Origin of the sequence: Larsenimonas salina (assembly GCF_023736155.1) — a bacterium.
Taxonomy (GTDB): Bacteria; Pseudomonadota; Gammaproteobacteria; order Pseudomonadales; family Halomonadaceae; genus Larsenimonas; species Larsenimonas salina.
The window spans coordinates 253,767-270,416 of the sequence record NZ_JAMLJJ010000001.1 but is presented as its reverse complement, the minus strand read 5'-3'; the positions used below and the strand labels follow the sequence as shown (position 1 = coordinate 270,416).

General features: G+C 61.9%; 15 protein-coding genes and 1 pseudogene. 3 read left to right on the top strand and 13 right to left on the bottom strand.

Features of this window, described 5'->3' with window-relative positions; all coding sequences use genetic code 11:
* Positions 1 to 870: 870 nt before the first annotated feature.
* Positions 871 to 2,157: pseudogene (locus NAT23_RS01270) on the bottom strand (DEAD/DEAH box helicase); the annotation flags it as partial.
* A 267-nt stretch (positions 2,158 to 2,424) separates the two neighbouring features.
* Between NAT23_RS01270 and NAT23_RS01265 the strand changes: the two are divergent.
* Both NAT23_RS01265 and xthA read left to right on the top strand, forming a co-directional pair.
* A complete protein-coding gene (locus NAT23_RS01265; RefSeq protein WP_251924734.1) occupies positions 2,425 to 2,709 on the top strand; it encodes a hypothetical protein in 285 nt (94 codons plus the stop codon).
* Between the two features lie 2 nt (positions 2,710 to 2,711).
* Positions 2,712 to 3,548 carry an exodeoxyribonuclease III gene (xthA, locus tag NAT23_RS01260; protein ID WP_251924733.1) on the top strand — a complete coding sequence of 279 codons (837 nt, stop codon included), beginning with the start codon at positions 2,712 to 2,714 and terminating at the stop codon, positions 3,546 to 3,548.
* A gap of 30 nt (positions 3,549 to 3,578) precedes the next feature.
* On the opposite strand, the gene NAT23_RS01255 is transcribed toward xthA, so the two are convergent.
* The 8 genes from NAT23_RS01255 to NAT23_RS01220 form a co-directional block, all read right to left on the bottom strand.
* Positions 3,579 to 4,790, bottom strand: coding sequence for a tetratricopeptide repeat protein (locus NAT23_RS01255; protein WP_251924732.1), 1,212 nt, complete (start codon positions 4,788 to 4,790; stop codon positions 3,579 to 3,581).
* Between the two features lie 2 nt (positions 4,791 to 4,792).
* Positions 4,793 to 5,524 carry an energy transducer TonB gene (locus NAT23_RS01250; RefSeq protein ID WP_251924731.1) on the bottom strand — a complete coding sequence of 244 codons (732 nt, stop codon included), beginning with the start codon at positions 5,522 to 5,524 and terminating at the stop codon, positions 4,793 to 4,795.
* Positions 5,521 to 5,931 carry an ExbD/TolR family protein gene (locus NAT23_RS01245; RefSeq protein ID WP_251924730.1) on the bottom strand — a complete coding sequence of 137 codons (411 nt, stop codon included), beginning with the start codon at positions 5,929 to 5,931 and terminating at the stop codon, positions 5,521 to 5,523. Before NAT23_RS01245 ends, NAT23_RS01250 begins: the two co-directional genes overlap by 4 nt.
* Positions 5,924 to 6,460 (bottom strand): MotA/TolQ/ExbB proton channel family protein, encoded by a 537-nt coding sequence (locus NAT23_RS01240; protein ID WP_251924729.1) that lies wholly within the window; start codon positions 6,458 to 6,460, stop codon positions 5,924 to 5,926. Before NAT23_RS01240 ends, NAT23_RS01245 begins: the two co-directional genes overlap by 8 nt.
* On the bottom strand, positions 6,444 to 7,799 hold the full coding sequence (locus NAT23_RS01235) for a MotA/TolQ/ExbB proton channel family protein (protein WP_251924728.1): 1,356 nt from the start codon (positions 7,797 to 7,799) through the stop codon (positions 6,444 to 6,446). Before NAT23_RS01235 ends, NAT23_RS01240 begins: the two co-directional genes overlap by 17 nt.
* Positions 7,796 to 8,638: a DUF3450 domain-containing protein gene (locus tag NAT23_RS01230; RefSeq protein WP_251924727.1), complete on the bottom strand. Its 843-nt coding sequence runs from the start codon at positions 8,636 to 8,638 to the stop codon at positions 7,796 to 7,798. Before NAT23_RS01230 ends, NAT23_RS01235 begins: the two co-directional genes overlap by 4 nt.
* A gap of 217 nt (positions 8,639 to 8,855) precedes the next feature.
* Entirely contained in the window at positions 8,856 to 9,782 is a 927-nt protein-coding gene (locus NAT23_RS01225; RefSeq protein ID WP_251924726.1) for an electron transfer flavoprotein subunit alpha/FixB family protein, read from the bottom strand.
* Positions 9,782 to 10,531, bottom strand: coding sequence for an electron transfer flavoprotein subunit beta/FixA family protein (locus NAT23_RS01220; protein WP_251924725.1), 750 nt, complete (start codon positions 10,529 to 10,531; stop codon positions 9,782 to 9,784). The genes NAT23_RS01225 and NAT23_RS01220 overlap by 1 nt, the downstream gene beginning before the upstream one ends.
* Positions 10,532 to 10,889: 358 nt before the next feature.
* On the opposite strand from NAT23_RS01220, the gene NAT23_RS01215 reads away from it, so the two are divergent.
* Positions 10,890 to 12,542: an electron transfer flavoprotein-ubiquinone oxidoreductase gene (locus tag NAT23_RS01215; protein WP_350028297.1), complete on the top strand. Its 1,653-nt coding sequence runs from the start codon at positions 10,890 to 10,892 to the stop codon at positions 12,540 to 12,542.
* A gap of 24 nt (positions 12,543 to 12,566) precedes the next feature.
* Here the strand turns inward: NAT23_RS01215 and NAT23_RS01210 are convergent, their stop codons facing one another.
* From NAT23_RS01210 to NAT23_RS01195, 4 genes are all read right to left on the bottom strand, one after another.
* The gene (locus NAT23_RS01210) at positions 12,567 to 14,777 is read right to left on the bottom strand and encodes an ATP-dependent helicase (RefSeq protein ID WP_251924724.1); all 2,211 of its coding nucleotides are present in this window, start codon (positions 14,775 to 14,777) and stop codon (positions 12,567 to 12,569) included.
* Positions 14,774 to 15,313: a DUF1285 domain-containing protein gene (locus NAT23_RS01205; protein WP_251924723.1), complete on the bottom strand. Its 540-nt coding sequence runs from the start codon at positions 15,311 to 15,313 to the stop codon at positions 14,774 to 14,776. Before NAT23_RS01205 ends, NAT23_RS01210 begins: the two co-directional genes overlap by 4 nt.
* Before the next feature lie 11 nt (positions 15,314 to 15,324).
* Positions 15,325 to 16,200 carry a TatD family hydrolase gene (locus NAT23_RS01200; protein ID WP_251924722.1) on the bottom strand — a complete coding sequence of 292 codons (876 nt, stop codon included), beginning with the start codon at positions 16,198 to 16,200 and terminating at the stop codon, positions 15,325 to 15,327.
* Between the two features lie 90 nt (positions 16,201 to 16,290).
* On the bottom strand, positions 16,291 to 16,629 hold the full coding sequence (locus tag NAT23_RS01195; RefSeq protein WP_251924721.1) for a PilZ domain-containing protein: 339 nt from the start codon (positions 16,627 to 16,629) through the stop codon (positions 16,291 to 16,293).
* Between the last annotated feature and the right edge of the window lie 21 nt (positions 16,630 to 16,650).

The window sequence follows — 16,650 nt, the reverse complement described above, 5'->3', positions numbered from 1 at the left end:
CGTTGACGACGTGTCTTCCGTGGATGCCGTGCCCGCCGCGTTTTCAGTGGCGTGCGTATCCTTGGCAACCGCTACCGGCGCATCCGCAGCAACCTTCTCGGTGCCCGGCGCCTCGATGCCCGGCGCCTCCGACTGAGCATGGCGTGCGCCGTCATCGGTCGCATCCGACACATTCGGCTGCGGCGTTGACGCAGGTTCTGACGCTACTGATGACGTGTACTCAGCGACGGCGTCAGAAGCAACATCACGCTTGGCGGGCGCACTGACTGCCTTATCGCCTGACGTGCTGTCGGGCTCAACCGCCGTGCTCACCGCTTGGTCGGCATCGCCGGCCGGGCTGGAGGCAGGAGCTGTCTCCGGCGCAGCCAGTGTATCCGCGCTCGCTTTAGGCTCACTGCCAAGCGATACGTCCGTGGCCATTGGCGCCTGGGCACGTTCGGCCGCATCAGTCGCAGGCTCTGGCGTCGCGTCCTGCTCCACGTTTTGTGCGCGCTTGCCTCGACCGCTTTTCGACCGCGGCTTGCGCGTATCGCGCGTGCCCGGTGCATCCCTGTCAGCGTCCGCTGTCTTGTCAGCGACCAGTGCCTTATCAGAGTCAGACTCTGACGCGCTGGCCGGGGCTGACGCCGAATCAGCGTTGTCGGCCGATTTGACGTTGCTGTCCTTGGGCGCGCGCTCTAAAGGCGCGTTTTGATCACACTCAGAAGCGTTAGGCGCGTCCGCGGGCTCAGCGTCAGCCCGAGTGCTTGCCGCATCGGGGCTGGATGCCGCCTTATCCTCGGAGCTACGTTCACTCAAGGCGCCAGCGGCCTCATTTTGACGAACACGCGCGTCATGCTGCTCAGCCGTTACCGCCGGCGTGCACAGGTGCTCCGGTGGCTGCACACAGGGAAGCGTATCCTTGATGTAGGCCTCGATATCGGGAAGCGCAAACCCGTCCTCTTCACCGACAAAGCTTACGGACACCCCTGAGGCGCCCGCGCGGCCGGTCCGGCCGATGCGGTGGACGTAGTCTTCCGGGTCTTCAGGCAGCGTGTAGTTGATGACGTGGCTGACGTCGTCGATGTGAATGCCACGGCCGGCAACGTCGGTTGCGACCAGAATATCGATCTCACCGTTTCGAAGCTGCTCAAGTGTCTTGATGCGCTTGGGCTGCGGCACTTCACCGGAAAGCATCGCGACCTTGACACCGGCTTTGCCGAGCTGGTCGTTGAGCGTTCGTACCAGATCGCGGCGGTTCGCGAACACGATGGCCTTGGTCACCTGTTCTTCACGAATCAGGTTGGTCAACACATTGAGTTTTTCCGTGTCGCTGACCAGGTAGACCCGCTGCTCGATGTTGTTGGCCGTCTGAGGGTCGGTTTCGATTTCGACGAACTCGGCCTCATGGGTCCACTGCGCCGCCAGGTTCATGATGTCCTGCGTGAACGTGGCTGAGTAAAGGAAGGTCTGACGCTCTTCCTTTTTCGGCGTCAGGCGGATAATGCGCTTGACGTCTGGAATGAAGCCCATCGACAGCATGCGGTCGGCTTCGTCGAGCACCAGCACTTCGACCTGGGACAGATCGAGGTCACGCTTTTGATGGAAATCAAGCAGTCGACCAGGCGTTGCGACCAGCACGTCGAGCTGGCGAGACAGCGCGTTCTTCTGCTTCTGATAGTCCATGCCGCCAACGGCGCTTGCGACTTTCAAGCGCGTGAAGCGCATCAGCGCCTTGGCGTCCTTCTCGATCTGAAGCGCGAGTTCGCGCGTCGGCGCAACGATCAAAGCACGCGGTGCGCCCTCTTTCTGACCGTCTGGCAGCTCTTCTTCGAGGAAGTAGGCCAGAATCGAAATCAGAAAGGCCGCCGTCTTGCCGGTGCCGGTCTGCGCCTTGCCAACGATGTCGCCACCGAGCAGCGTCTTTTGAAGCGACTCGAACTGAATCGGCGTGCAGTACTCGAATCCCTGCGCGTGAATGGCGCGCATCAATGGCAACGGCAGGTTGAAGTCATGAAAACGCCACTTGCCGGGCACCACAGGCACCTGGAACTGGGACAGATCCCAGCGTTGCTGACGGGCACCGTTGCCACGGCGGGATTTATTGTTGCGACGCCGACGCTTGGGCTGACGGTTCGCGTTATTGGTCGGTTGAGAGGTCTTATCCGACTCGCTCATAGATCATCATCACTTCGTTAGATAAGAAAAATCCGGCGCTGAACACATCCACCCCGGGGCGGTCATTGTGCCTCAAGGAAGCGGCGAACTGAAATGCTCCCTGCCAACACCGATGACGACTCAAAGACACGCATTGTATCAGGAGTTGTCGGTAGCGTCCGGTGCAATGACACACCGCTTGGCACACATGGGTCCTTCAGGGCGACGAAGCGGTGTCAGACTTGGTAAGATGGGCGGCAATTACTCACCAACATGTCGACCCACTCCATGACACGACACAAGAAGACCCGCTCCCTGGCCGACAAGGTCACCATTCGTACCGGCAAGCGCAAGGATTATCGCAAATGGCGTCGCGACAATCCCGACGAGGTTACCTCCTCGCGCCGTTACACCCAAAAGAAGAAGCGCCAGCGCAAGGCCCAGTCCGACAGCAAGCTTGAGCGTCAGGCCCGCGAGGGGTTCACCCTGCCGCTGCACTCGGCGCCGTCTCCGGACGAAACAAGCGCGCCTGATGCGTCTGCCGGTGACGAGACCACCAAGAGCGACGACTGACCATGAAGCTGATTTCCTTCAACATCAACGGCGTACGGGCGCGCCCGCATCAGCTGGCACAGCTCGTTGAAACTCATGCCCCGGATGTGATTGGCCTGCAGGAAACCAAGGTTCAAGACAGCGAGTTCCCACTCAGTGATCTCGAGGCGCTGGGCTATCACGTGCACTTCTTCGGTCAGAAGGGCCATTACGGCGTCGCGCTCATGACCAAGGCGGCGCCGCTGTCGGTGCATTACGGTTTTCCGGACACATTTGAAACCGACGTTGCCCCGCACGATGGCGACGCGCAGCGGCGCATGATCGGGGTCACACTTGAAAGCAGCAAAGGCCCCCTCACCGTGTGGAATGGCTACTTCCCACAAGGCGAAAACATCGAGCATCCCGTCAAGTTTCCCCACAAGCAGCGGTACTATTCCCAGCTGTTTGCGCTGCTGGAGCAGCAGCATGACGCCGGCGACAACGTGGTCGTCATGGGCGACTACAACGTGTCACCGCAGGACATCGATATCGGCATCGGCGAGGCCAACCGCAAGCGGTGGCTCAAGGAAGGAAAGACCAGCTTTCAGCCGGAAGAACGCTCTTGGATGAAGCGCCTCGAGGCGCTCGGCATGAGCGACAGCTACCGGCTGTGCCACCCGACATCGACAGACTACTTCAGCTGGTTCGACTACCGCTCGAAGGGCTTCGACCGGGACCCGAAACGCGGGCTTCGGATCGATCTGATCATGGTCAGTGAACCGCTCAAGAACGCCATCACCGGCGCTGGCATCGATTACGACTGTCGCGCGATGGAAAAGCCCTCCGACCACGCCCCGGTCTGGACCGAGCTGTCGCTTTAGGCGGCCATCACCACGTTTTGAAACGGCCTCTCACGAGGCCGTCAGCGCTTTATACCAGGCTTGGGCCTGCGTCCTGGTTTGCCCTTGCGCCGTGGCGATCGCCTGCTCGAGCGCCTGAGTGGCCTCGGCGTCCTTTTCGAGCGAAAACGCGGCCACACCCTGCAACAGCCAACTTCGCCCGGTGTCTTCAAGCCCTGCCTTGCGTGCGTTGGTCATCGCGGTAATGACCTGCGACCAGTCCCCCCAGCTGTAGGCGAGTTCGCCCAGGTCACGCCAGTCCTCGGGAGCCCCGGTGCGCTCGGCAAGCGCGGTCCAGCTCGCAAGGGCCTTGTCCCGTGCTCGAGCCGCCGTCCAGGCCTCGGCCAGTGTGCGACGCCGTGCGGTTGTCTCCTCGAGCGTGCCGGAAGACAGCCCTTTTTCAAGCCATTCAGCCGCCCGCGCGGGCGTGCCGGCGGCAAGATGGAGTGCAACAAGCCGATCGAGCGACTTCGCGCCTGACAGCACCCCCCGCTGCCAGCCCGCCTCCCATATGGCTGCGGCCTTGCCGGCCTCCCCGAGTCGTTGATAGAGCGCGACAGCCCGGAGTCGAAGGGCTCGATCGCCGGGATGGGCATCGAGTCGCTTAAGAAGCGGCGACAGCAGCGAGGCGTAATCTCCGCTGTGCTGGTGAATGGCATCGGCAAGTGATTGACGCTGTGGCGTCAGGTCGATGCCGGCCCGACGCGCGCGCTTGAGATAGCGCGCCGCACCGGGCCAGTCCCGGGCCTCGGCCGCAAGCTCGGTCAGCGTCCAGTAATCGTTGGCATCCGGACGCGCCTGAGCCGCCCACCGCTCGAACAGCGCCCGGCCCCGGCGGGTCTGGCCGGCCTCAAGCCGATAGCGCGCCTCTTCTCGAAGCCACTCGCGACGAAGCGACAGCGGCACCACGTCATCTGAATGAGCACGGGCAAAATACCGCGCGGCCTCACCCGGCTGGCCCTGATGAGCGTAGGCCCTGGCCATCAAGTGTTCATAAAGTGCCCTGGCCCAGCGATCGCTTTGGCTTCGGCCTTTGCCAAGCGCCTCGATCGACGCACCGGCCTTTTGAACCACTGCCGCCGGATTCGATGAAAGCGTGCTCGAAAGCGCGTCAATCCGGTCCACGGTAGACTGCGACAGCGCAGGCCCAGCGGCCTGCACGGCCATGCTTAAACTAAGACCCAGCGCGGCAAGCGCAATATGAAAAGAGCGTCGTTGGTTCATGGCTAGCCTCGCAGCTTGAATTCGATGCGCTGACGGGTCTGGCGCACTTGGGGCTGCGGCGGATAGCGCCACTGAGCCACCGCGTCCTTGGCCGCCTCATTGAACGTCGAGCCCGGGCGCGACTCGATCACGCGGATCGAGGCCTTATCGACCTGCCCGTTTCGCTGAATGACGTATTGAAGCTCAACAAACCCTTCGGTTCCCCGAAGCCGAGCCCTGCGCGGGTATTCAGGCAATACCTTGCGCGTCGGGTTGGGCGACCCGGAGCGCTCGGCGGTGGTTTCCTTCATCGAGCCGCCGCTGGCGCTCGAGGTGGTCTGAGTCTCGGTCGGCGCACTCTCGGACGGTTTTGCCGGCTGGGGTGTCGGCTTGGGCGCCGCCTTGGCAACCTCCAGCTGAGGCGTTGAGGTCTTGGCCGGCGCGACCTTGGGCGACACCGGCGGTGTCTTGGTCGGCGGAAGCGTTACCGGACTCTGGGCCGAGGCCGACGGCGCCGGCTGCGCCTCTGGCCTGGGCGGCGCGGCCGGCGGCGTGCTGGGACGCGCCGCCTCGGGCTTGGCGGTCTCACCTTTTGCCTTCTGCGCCTGAACCGCTTTGGTCATCGAAATCGAAAGCTTCTTCGGCGGTTCCTCAATGCGCTCCGGCGGCGCGACCATAAGCGCCAGCATATAAAAAAGCGCCAGCGCCAGCACCGCACCGAACGTCAGCCCCCCCAGGCGACGCAGATAGCTCATGGGCCGCTCCGGGTAGCCGCCACGGCCACGTTATCAACCCCCGCCTGGCGGATCGCGTCCATCGTTTCGACCAGAAGCCCGGTCTGCGAGCGGCGATCGGCCTGCACCACCACGTTGCCACTGCCCTGGCGCACGGCCTCGGCCACTTTCTGACCGACCTGATCGGGGCTGACCGTTTCGCCGTTGAGCCAAAGCGTGCCATTGGCAGTAATCGCGACCAGCACCTGCGCGCTTTGCTGAGACACGGCCCCCTTGGCTTCGGGCCGGTCGATCTCGACACCGCTTTCGCGCACGAAACTGGTCGTCACGATAAAAAAGATCAGCATGATGAAGACCACATCCAGCATCGGGGTCAGGTCGACCCCGGCCGTGGCGTCTTCTTGAAGTTGACGACGACGTCTACGCATTACCCTGCTCCTCCAGGGCGCGAGCCATGCGGTCATGCAGCCGCTGATCCTCACGCCGGACGATGTGTTCGAAATGACTGGCAAACAACAGCCCCACCACCGCCACTGCCATACCGGCAAGGGTCGGAAGCGTTGCGCGCGCGACACCATCGGACATGGCGCGGGACTGGCCGGTGCCGGCAAACGCAAGCGTGTCAAACACCTGAATCATGCCGGTCACCGTCCCCAAAAGCCCCAAAAGCGGGCAAAGCGCCACCAGTACCTTCACCCACGGCAATGTGCCCCGGAGTCTGCGTAGAAGCTCATCGCTCCAGTAGGCGCGAAGGGTGCGTGCGCTCCAGCTTGTGTGGTCGCGCCGGCGCTGCCAACGGTCCAGCAGCTGGCGCCGGTCGCGTCGGTACCCGAGCCGCCAGTAAAGCAGGCGCTCGACTGCAAGGCCGAAGAGCACCATGGCCACGAACAGGATCGCGACCAGCACCGGCCCGCCGGCATCGCTCAGGCGCTCGATCGGATCAAGCAGTTGGTACATGATCCTTGCCCTCGCCGCCTTCGAGCCGCTCGGCCAGATGGGCACTGGCCTGCCCTTCGAGCACGTTCAACAGTTTGCGGCTACGTGAGCTCAAGGCCGTATGCGCGAACAGCAAAGGAATCGCAACGATCAGGCCGATCACGGTCGTGATCAGCGCCTGCGAAATGCCGCCCGCCATCAGTTTGGGGTCACTGCTGCCAAATACCGTGATTGACTGGAACGTGCCGATCATGCCGGTCACGGTTCCCAGCAGTCCCATCAAGGGCGCAATGGCCGCAATCAGCTTGACCAGTGACTGGCCGCGCTCGATCACCGGCTGCTCGGCCAGGAGCAGCTCATCGAGTCGCGCCTCGAGCGCTTCGGGTTCGCTGCCGGGGTGAACGTTCTTGAACCGGGCCAGCACGCGGCCAAGCGGATTGTCAGTGCTGGGCGTGTTCAGTGATTTCACCTGAGCACGCACCTTTTGATAGATGCGCTGCAGATACGCCCACTGCGCGATCGCGACCAGAAGCCCCAACACACCAAGCCCGAGCGTGATGTAGCCAACCACCCCGCCCTGAGCCAGGCGATCGGTCAGACTTGGCTGATCCGCCAGCGCCTTGACGATCTCGCCATCGGAGACGTCCAGCGGCACGACGCCGCCTGAGTCAATGAAACGGGCCATCGCGTTCTTGACGTCACCAGGCGTTGCGGGTGCAAGCGTCAGCGGCTGGCCGGCCTTAGGAAGCCGCAAGAGGCCCTGATCGGTAAAGGCCATGACGTTACCAATGCGCGCGACAGGCGCCGGTGCGACCGTGCCGTCCTGCCCGGCCACCGGCTCTGAATCAACGCTTACCTGCCCGGTGGCCGCCAGGAGGCTTGCCAACTGATCGTTCAGGTTCGAGAGCGTATCCGCACCCGGCAACGCATCGTCGTCCAGCGGGCCAGGGACCGCGACACCCTTGAAGGCATGCGCCCAGCTCGCATCGAGTGACTGGTCGAGCTTGCCAAGCTGCGCGTTGAGCGTCGAGGTAATCGCGGTGACGTCACCGCCCTGCTGGCCTCGTCGGGTGCCTAGATCATCAAGCGCTTGTTGTTGCTCATCGAATCGGGCCTCGAGTCTGGACTGTTTGGCCTTGGCCTGAGTGAGCCGGTCAGAGGCCTTGTCAAGTTCGGCCTGAAGCGCGCTCTTGTCATTGGCAAGCTCGGTCAAGCGCGCCTGATCACGCGCCTCGGCCTTCTGCGCCTCGGCGGTGTACTGCTTGACCGCCTCATCAAGTGAGGTCGGCGCCGCAAGCGCATGCGACGCCCCAAGCACGGTCAGCGTGCCCAGAAGTAGCGCTTTTGCAGTACGCATCATTGGGCACCTCCCTGAGCATTGTCGTTGTCGTTGTCGATGGCGGCGGACGCGCCGCGTTGAGTGGCATCCAGCGACAGCGGCAATGCCAGAAGCTCGGGGGCCTGCTGATCATGCGCCATCTTGACCGCGTGACGCAGGGTCACGACCTGATCATGCTCGAGCGGCTGCCAGGCACCTTCACGCAAGACGGCGCCGCGTTTGCCGTCAAGACTCAGGTAGTAGTACCCCACCCGGCCGATGCGTACGAACTGAACCTGTGTCGTGACCCCACTATCGGCCTTTTCATCGAGAGACAACGCCCCCCGCCAGCTATCAAGCCCGTCGCCATAGCCAATCTCGGCGCGCCATACGCTAAGAATGCGCTTGAGCTTGTCGCTTGCGCTCATGTCGGATTGACCAAGCATGTGTTCAAGGCTGTCGATTCGGGCCAGCCGGTCGTCGCGACGGAAGGGAAGATCGGCCTCGACCAGTGCCCTGAGCCGCGACACCATCGCCTCCAGTTCGCTCGGAAGCGCCTGCTTCAGGCTGCCAGCCTGTTCAAGTGCTCGCGTTTGCGCCTTGATTCGCTGGGATTGATCGTCGACCTGGCGCTCGAGCGACTCGTTATACGTCGACAGACGCTTGGCGGATTGCTCGGTATCACGCAGCTTGATCAGGAGTTCCTTGGTTTCATCGTCGGCATCGTCAATCGCCGATTGAATGGCCTGCTGTGTCGCCTGATGTTCGGTGGTGGCGTCTCTGAGCGCAGACGGGGCGCCGATCGCCGGCAATGACAACAGCGCCACACCCAGCGCGCCCGTCATGGCCGCCAGCCGCCCGGTTGATATCCGACACTTCACTCGCATCTCCAGACTCATCGCATGAAAGGGTAATCATGGGTGCCTTGATACACCGCACCCGGTTAATTCGGCAAGGCGTACGCTAATACAAACAAGAACAATTATCAATTATACTTGCCATTGGATCAGTTTGCCTTGTCTGCTGTTCATGGGGTCTATAAACGCAAAAAAGGCATGGCGAAGCCATGCCTTTGATCGTGCCTTACGCAAGGGGACTTCAGAGCTTTTGGGCAAGCTCCGGCAGCACCTCGAACAGATCCCCGACCAGCCCGTAATCGGCAACCCTGAAGATGGGCGCTTCATCGTCGTTGTTGATGGCGACGATGACCCGCGAATCCTTCATGCCGGCCAGGTGCTGGATGGACCCTGAAATACCAACGGCGATGTAAAGCTCTGGCGCCACGATCTTGCCGGTCTGGCCGACCTGCATGTCGTTGGGCACGTAGCCTGCATCGACGGCGGCGCGAGAAGCGCCGATCGCGGCGCCCAGCTTGTCGGCGACCGCCTCGAGCAGCTTGAAGTTTTCACCGTTGCCCATGCCACGGCCACCGGAAACAACGACGCCGGCGCTGGTAAGCTCTGGCCGCTCGCCTTCCGGACGCGCTTCGCTGACAAAGCGTGAGGTGGTCGAGACTTCGACCACGGTCACCGGCTCGATCGACGCGGCGCTCTGCTGGCCAGCCGGCTCAAACGCCGTGGCCCGAAGGCTCACGATCTTGAGCGTATCAAGACTCTTGACGGTGGCAATGGCGCTGCCGGCGTAGATCGGGCGACGAAAGGTATCGCTTGATTCAATGGCGATGACATCGGTAAGCGGCGAGACGTCCTTGAGCGCGGCCACCCGTGGCAGGACGTTCTTGCCGGTGGTAGAGGCGCTTGCGAGCAGGTGCGTGTACTCACCAGAGAGCTCGACCAGAACCTTGGAAACGTTTTCGGCCAGCACGTGCTGATAGGCCTCGTTATCCGCAACAAGTACACGTGACACACCGTCGATTTCGGCAGCCTGACGCGCGGCGCCGTCGATCTGATGCCCCATCAGAACCACGTCGATCGGCTCACCAAGTGCCTTGGCGCCTGCAACCACGCGCGCCGTGGCCGGGTCGAGCGCACCGTCCTGGTGCTCTGCGAAAATAAGGGTTGCCATCAAATCACCTTCGCTTCGTTTTTCAGTTTATCCACCAGTTCATCGACACTGCCCACACGCACGCCTTCCTGACGTTCGGTGGGCAACTCGACCCGCACCAGCTCGACCCGGGGCGCGATATCCACGCCCAGATCAGCAACAGAGCGGGTGTCGACCGGTTTTTTCTTGGCCTTCATGATGTCGGGGAGCTTGGCGTAGCGCGGCTCGTTCAAACGAAGGTCGGTGGTAATCACCGCCGGCAGGTTCAGTGACAGTGTTTGCAGGCCGCCATCGATTTCACGCTCGACCGTTGCAGTATCGCCCTCGATCGCAACCTTGGACGCAAATGTCGCCTGAGCCCAGCCCATCAGCGCGGAAAGCATCTGGCCGGTCTGGTTGTTGTCGGTGTCGATGGACTGCTTGCCCATCAGGACAAGGCTCGGTTGCTCATCCTCGACCACCTTCTTGAGGAGCTTCGCCACACCCAACGACTCGACCACCTCATCGGTTTCAAGATGAATGGCCCGATCCGCCCCGAGCGCCAGCGCGGTGCGAAGCTGTTCCTGGGCGGCCTTTGGCCCGACCGTGACGGCCACAACCTCGGATACGATGCCGCGCTCTTTCAGCTGAACCGCTTCTTCGACCGCGATCTCGCAAAAGGGATTCATGGCCATTTTTACATTGGTCAGATCAACGTCTGAGTTGTCGGGCTTGACCCGAACCTTGACGTTGTAATCAATCACGCGTTTTACCGCGACGAGTACTTTCATGAGGTCCTCGTTTCTTTAAGTAGGCCGAAATGCCTTATAAGAAAAGCAGTTCCGGCGTGGCGTCTAAACCCGTAAAACATATGTCAGATCAAGGCGGTGGCACCGTCTGGATCCGTTCGAACGCGCGCCTGGCCTGTGCCGATACGGCCGGCCGAGATTCCCGCATTCGATAAAAAAATGCCACAATAGCGACAACTTACATCGCGCACGCATTCAGCGAAGACGCGGCGCTTGATGGAATGAGTCAGAGTGTAACACGGCTCAAAAAAGATGAAGCCGCTCCAGCTTATATGGAGATCAGGCTCAATGAATAAAAGAGCATGTTCGGACCGTCCCGAATGAGAGGAGATACCGTCTAGTGGATGATGAACGCGAGTACATGGATTTCGACGTGGTAATCGTTGGCGCCGGCCCGTCGGGGCTTGCCGCGGGCTGCCGATTGATGCAGCAGGCCAACGAGGCCGGCACGGAGCTCTCCGTCTGCGTTTTGGAAAAAGGGGCGGAAGTCGGTGCCCATATCCTGTCGGGCGCCGTGTTCGAGCCCCGCGCCCTGGATGAGCTGTTCCCGGACTGGGAGGCACGCAAGGCGCCTTTGACCACGCCGGTCAGCGCCGACGACATCTACCTGCTCCGCGATGAGGAAAATGCCACCCGCATTCCCCATCTTGCCGCGCCGAAAACGATGCTGAACGACGGCAACTACGTCATCAGCGCCGGCAATCTCTGCCGCTGGCTGGCCGAGCAGGCCGAAGAGCTCGGCGTCGATGTTTTCCCGGGTTTTGCCGCCCAAGAAGTGCTTTTCGGGGACGATGGTGAGGTTCAGGGCATTCTCACCGGTGACATGGGTGTCGGCCACGATGGCGAGCCCAAGGACACCTACATGCCCGGCATGGGCATTCGCGGCAAGTACACGCTTTTTGCCGAAGGCGCCCGTGGGCATCTGGGCAAGGCGCTGATCAAGCATTACGCGCTCGACGCCGACAGCGACCCGCAGCATTACGCCATTGGCATCAAGGAGCTTTGGGACGTACCGGCCGAGAACCATCAGCCCGGCCGTGTCGTTCACACCACCGGCTGGCCGACCGAGGGCCACGCCCACGGCGGTGGTTTTCTCTACCACGGCGACAATCAGCAGGTCATGGTCGGACTGATCCTCGATCTAAGCTATGAAAACCCGTGGGTGTCCCCGTTTGATGAAATGCAGCGGATGAAGCATCATCCCGTCGTCAGTGAGCATCTCAAAGGCGGTACCCGCGTGGCCTACGGCGCGCGCGCGATTGCCAAGGGCGGCCACAACTGCCTGCCGAAAATGACGTTCCCGGGCGGGCTTCTGATCGGCTGTGACGCCGGCACCCTGAACTTCGCAAAGATCAAGGGCCTGCACACCGCGATGAAATCCGGGATGCTTGCCGCCGAGAGCGTGTTCGAGGCCCTGGCCTCGGGCGATGAGGGCGGCAACACGTTAAGCGGCCACGCCGCGCGCTTCGAGCAGAGCTGGGTGTATGAAGAGCTTTATCAGGCGCGAAACTTCGGCCCGGCGATCCACAAGTTCGGCACCCTACTCGGTGGCGCCTGGAACACCCTGGATCAGGCAATCAAGGGCAAGCTTCCGACGCTTCATGACCGCACGGCCGACTACGCCAAGCTTGAAAACAAGGACCGCTTCGAGCCGATCGACTACCCGAAACCGGATGGCGTGCTGTCGTTCGACAAGGCCTCGTCGGTGTATCTGTCCAACACCAACCACGATGAAGACCAGCCGAGTCATCTAAGGCTTAAAGACCCAAGCGTTCCGATTCGGGTCAATCTGCCCATGTACGCCGAGCCCGCACAGCGCTACTGCCCGGCCGGGGTCTATGAAGTGGTCGAGGACCAGAGCGGTGCCCCCCAGTTCCAGATCAACTTCCAGAACTGCGTGCACTGCAAGACCTGCGACATCAAGGACCCGGAGCAGAACATCGTCTGGGTCGCCCCGGAAGGCGGCGGCGGCCCCAACTACCCCAACATGTAACCACCGGGCGCACTCGGGCGCTGCCTAGCGGCCAGACCGCAGCGGCGCCCGATCGGCCACCAGCTTTCGAGTGCCGGCCTTATCGAACCGCACGGTCAGAATCGTCCGTGCGCCCTCGCCTTCAATGGCCTCGATCGTTCCAGCGCCGAACACATCGTGAATGATTGCCTGTCCGGCGACCCAGTTCGTCGCCTGAGCGCCTGCAACGGACGATGAATCACCTCCCCCATAGGTCATCGGCTCAAACGCTACGGTGGAAGCACCCACCGCCTCGGCGTAACGGGCCGCGAGGGCCGGTTCACTGACCGCCACCGGCGTATCACCAACCTCACTGGCAAGGGCTTCTGCGATGCGGTTGGCGCATTCAGGCGCGCACTCGTCAACAAATCGGCTCAGCGTTTGCCCCGGCTCACATACAAGCGTCAACCGCGAGCGGGCCCGGGTAATGCCGACGTAGAAAAGGCGGCGCTCTTCAAGAAGCCTCGAGGGCGTCAGCGGGCTGTCACGGTGGTAGAACGGGAAGTCTTCCTCGTTGAGCCCGAACAGGATCACACGATCCCACTCGAGCCCCTTGGCGCCATGCACCGTCGAGACCACCACACCATCGTTTCGATCCTCGATCGGCGCCTTCAACATGTTGATAAAGCCAGCGGGGTCGCTTTCCATCACGCGGGCCTGTTCAAGCAGGACATCAAGCAGACGGCCATCCTCTTCCCCCTTGTCCGGCCGAGCCGCCGCGCGCTTTAACACCTCGTGCGCATTCAGGGTATCAATCACGTGAGACAGCACGGTTGCCGGCGTCCAGCGGCTGGCGTTTCGCGCCAGATCATCGATCAGCTGCCAGCGCTTCTTGAGCGTACGCTGCTGCGCGCGTGACAGGCCATTGAGCATCGGGTCGCCCCGTTCGAACCAGGCGTTTTGAAGCGCCAGCTGCCGGCACAGCACCTGCAACCGCTCGCGGGCGACAAAGGGCGTGGGTTGAGCAAACAGCAACAAAAGATGCTCGGGCTCATGAATCAGCCGAGGGCTGCGCGCAAGCTCCAGATACCCCGCCAACGCCTGCACCAGTGGCAGACGAAACACGAACCGCTCCTGACGCCCGACCTGAAACGGAATGCCGGCCCGCAGCAGTTGAAGCTGCACCGGCACGCTCAATGACCAGTGCCGCACCAGGACGGCGGTATTTGAAAGCTCTGATGCGTCCTTGAGCGTGGTTAGCGCCTGCTCAAGAGTCGAGACCCGCTCGAAGGTGCTGGACGGCGTGCTCGGGGCAGCGACGCATAAGGGGCGGTCCGTGCGCGGGTTGTGGCGAATCAGATGGTTGGCCATCAGCGCGATGCGATGGCCATGACGGAAGGTATGCGGCAGTGCGAACTGGGTGCTGTCACCGAAGGTGCGCGTGAAGGCCTCGCTCATCGCATCCGGCCGAGCACCCCGCCATTCATAAATGCACTGATCGGCGTCACCGACGGCCATGATCGACGCGTCGGGCCCGGCAATCTGGGCCAAAAGCTGAAGCTGGCCTTCGTTGATGTCCTGATACTCATCGACAATGATGTGCTCGACGAACCCCTGCACACGCTGGCGCAGGGCCGGGTCAGTCAGAAGCGCCTGATAGGGCCGAAACAGCAGATCGCTGTAGGTCATGAGCCCTTGAGCCTCCATGCTTTGCTGAAGCTCGGCGTAGGCCTCGATGTAATAGCGTGCCTCACGGCCATAGCCATCACGCTCGAACAACGCCTCAGGCGTTACCAGCTCAGCCTTAACCAGCTCGCAGAATTGACCGAACTCCTCGAGCCGCTCGGGCTCCAGCGCCCATTCAAGGCGCTCACGATCCTCCCCGATCACCGCACCCACGGCCTGTTTCAATAGCCGTTCACGCTGCCAGTCGGCCTGAATCAATTGCCGGGGCGCAAGCGCGCCCCAGCGGGTCAGCGTTTGAGTCAGCCGGTGGCCGATGGAATGGAAGGTTCGCACCTGAGGCATCGGATAGGCGCCAGCAAGCGTCTGTGACAGCTTTCTGGAAAAATCATCCTTGGCCTGCCGGTTGAACATCAGCACCATCACCCGCGGCGCAGCAACGCCTGCAGCAAGCAGGTGCTCGACCCGGGCAACCATGGTGGTGGTCTTGCCGGCGCCGGCCACAGCCGTGACCCGCGCGTGGCCGGTTCCATGCGCGATGACGCACTGCTGCTCACGTGTAAGTGCCCGTGCGGACGCGTGCTCCGAACTCATGAGGCCGACGTCATCCGCCCCAGTACGTGCCAGTGCCCCTGACTTTCGACACCGACCTCCAGCACACCGTCGCTTTCGCGCGTGTCACCGCTCTCGACCCAGCGGTAGAACACATTGCGATGAAGCCGCGCGGTCAGCCCGAAACGCACATTCACTCTTGGCGGCGTGTCGTCGCCATCGAGGCGCAGGGGATGTTCACCGTCAAGCGGGATGCGATCGCCAACATCACTGATCAGCACCCAGCCCGACTCGACCGGCTCAACGTCGATGATCACGAACGGGGTGTCCTCGACCTTGATGCGCAGCTTCTCAACAGGCGTGACCAGATAGTAGTGCCCATCGTCTTCACGACGCATTAGCGTTGCCAGAAGCCGCCGCAAGCGCTCACGGGTAATGAGCGCGCCTTCGTGCCACCACTGACCGTCATGGTCTATTTCAAGCGGCATATCACCACAAAACGGCGGATCCCAGGCCATTAATGGGGGAATGGAATCCGGCGGATGGCCGTCCAGGTGCGCGATGATTCGTTGCAACATATCGTGACGCCTCAGCCTCGAAAGGCCGCGTTGAGCTGACCCAGCTGGCTTTGAATGCGCTGCGGCATCTTGGGTGCCGCGCGTTTGAATAGATGATAGAAGTTGGCTGTGGTCTGCATGGCCACTTCATCGAGTGAAATGCCTCGAACATCTGCAATGGTGCGGGCCACCTCGACCACGTAGGCCGGCTCGTTGGTCTTCCCACGGTAAGGCACGGGCGCGAGATAGGGGCTGTCGGTTTCGATCAGGAGTCGATCGAGCGGCAAGACCCGCGCAAGCTCACGCACGTTTTCTGCCTGATTGAAGGTCACGATGCCGGAAAGCGAAATATAAAAGCCCATCGCGATGGCCCGACGCGCCATATCAAGATCATCGGTAAAGCAGTGCAGGACCCCGCCCACCGCAGGATCAATGTGACGCTCGAGCAGCTCAAGCGTCTCTTCCTTGGCCCCGCGCGTATGAATAATTACCGGCAGTTCGCTTTCACGTGCGACCTGCAGGTGACACGCAAAGCGTTCGCGCTGAATATCGACCGGCACCCGAGGCGGCTGGCCTCGGTGCTCGACGAAATCGAGCCCGATTTCTCCGACTGCGACCGGCTCGAAGGCGTCGATGGCGTCGATGAGCGCCTGGCGTTCAAGCTCCGTTTCCCGCGACTTGAGCGGATGCACCCCGAGCGCATAGATCACATCGTCATGCGCACGGCTGATGTCGATGGTTTTCTGGGCGTCGTCAGGGTCGGTGATGATGGCCAGGAACTGACTGACGCCGTCGGCGCGTGCGCGCGTAAGCAGCGCATCGATGCCGTCGTCGTTATCGGCAAGGCCCAGCATGTCCAGATGGCAATGGGAGTCGATCATCGGGATCGGGTTGGCTTGCGAAGTCATGCGTACTGCCTTTTCATTGATCGATAAAGGCGCCAGTTTAGCAGCTTGAAGACCATTCTCGCAGAGTTCGCGCGCGGGACCTGCCTTGAATCAGAGGGTATAGCTCATGTGAGGCTCGGCAAGCCGCTCACCGAGCAGCGCCTCGATCGTTGCACAGAGCCCGCTTTCACCGGGGTCGAAATGAACCCCGATGCCGGGCAGACGACGGCCGCTCATCCCTGCCGGAGAGACCCAGGCCACGCGGCCGGAGACCGGCATGAGGTCATTGCTTCCCGGCAGCGACAACAGCAGAAAAACGCGTTGGCCGAGCTCAAACCGGTCTCGGGTCGGCACGAACACTCCGCCGTATTCCAGAAACGGCATGTACGCCGACAAGAGCGTATCGAGATTATCAAAGCTTAGAGACAGCGCTTTATTGGTCGAACTCATGACACCTCCTTATCCGAGAAC

Coding starts and splice junctions, on each gene's coding strand:
- NAT23_RS01225 (WP_251924726.1), bottom strand. CDS start 9,782: ATGGCAACCCTTATTTTCGCAGAGCACCAGGACGGTGCGCTCGACCCG.
- NAT23_RS01235 (WP_251924728.1), bottom strand. CDS start 7,799: ATGATGCGTACTGCAAAAGCGCTACTTCTGGGCACGCTGACCGTGCTT.
- NAT23_RS01255 (WP_251924732.1), bottom strand. CDS start 4,790: ATGAACCAACGACGCTCTTTTCATATTGCGCTTGCCGCGCTGGGTCTT.
- NAT23_RS01210 (WP_251924724.1), bottom strand. CDS start 14,777: ATGAGTTCGGAGCACGCGTCCGCACGGGCACTTACACGTGAGCAGCAG.
- NAT23_RS01245 (WP_251924730.1), bottom strand. CDS start 5,931: ATGCGTAGACGTCGTCGTCAACTTCAAGAAGACGCCACGGCCGGGGTC.
- xthA (WP_251924733.1), top strand. CDS start 2,712: ATGAAGCTGATTTCCTTCAACATCAACGGCGTACGGGCGCGCCCGCAT.
- NAT23_RS01265 (WP_251924734.1), top strand. CDS start 2,425: ATGACACGACACAAGAAGACCCGCTCCCTGGCCGACAAGGTCACCATT.
- NAT23_RS01250 (WP_251924731.1), bottom strand. CDS start 5,524: ATGAGCTATCTGCGTCGCCTGGGGGGGCTGACGTTCGGTGCGGTGCTG.
- NAT23_RS01195 (WP_251924721.1), bottom strand. CDS start 16,629: ATGAGTTCGACCAATAAAGCGCTGTCTCTAAGCTTTGATAATCTCGAT.
- NAT23_RS01205 (WP_251924723.1), bottom strand. CDS start 15,313: ATGTTGCAACGAATCATCGCGCACCTGGACGGCCATCCGCCGGATTCC.
- NAT23_RS01220 (WP_251924725.1), bottom strand. CDS start 10,531: ATGAAAGTACTCGTCGCGGTAAAACGCGTGATTGATTACAACGTCAAG.
- NAT23_RS01200 (WP_251924722.1), bottom strand. CDS start 16,200: ATGACTTCGCAAGCCAACCCGATCCCGATGATCGACTCCCATTGCCAT.
- NAT23_RS01240 (WP_251924729.1), bottom strand. CDS start 6,460: ATGTACCAACTGCTTGATCCGATCGAGCGCCTGAGCGATGCCGGCGGG.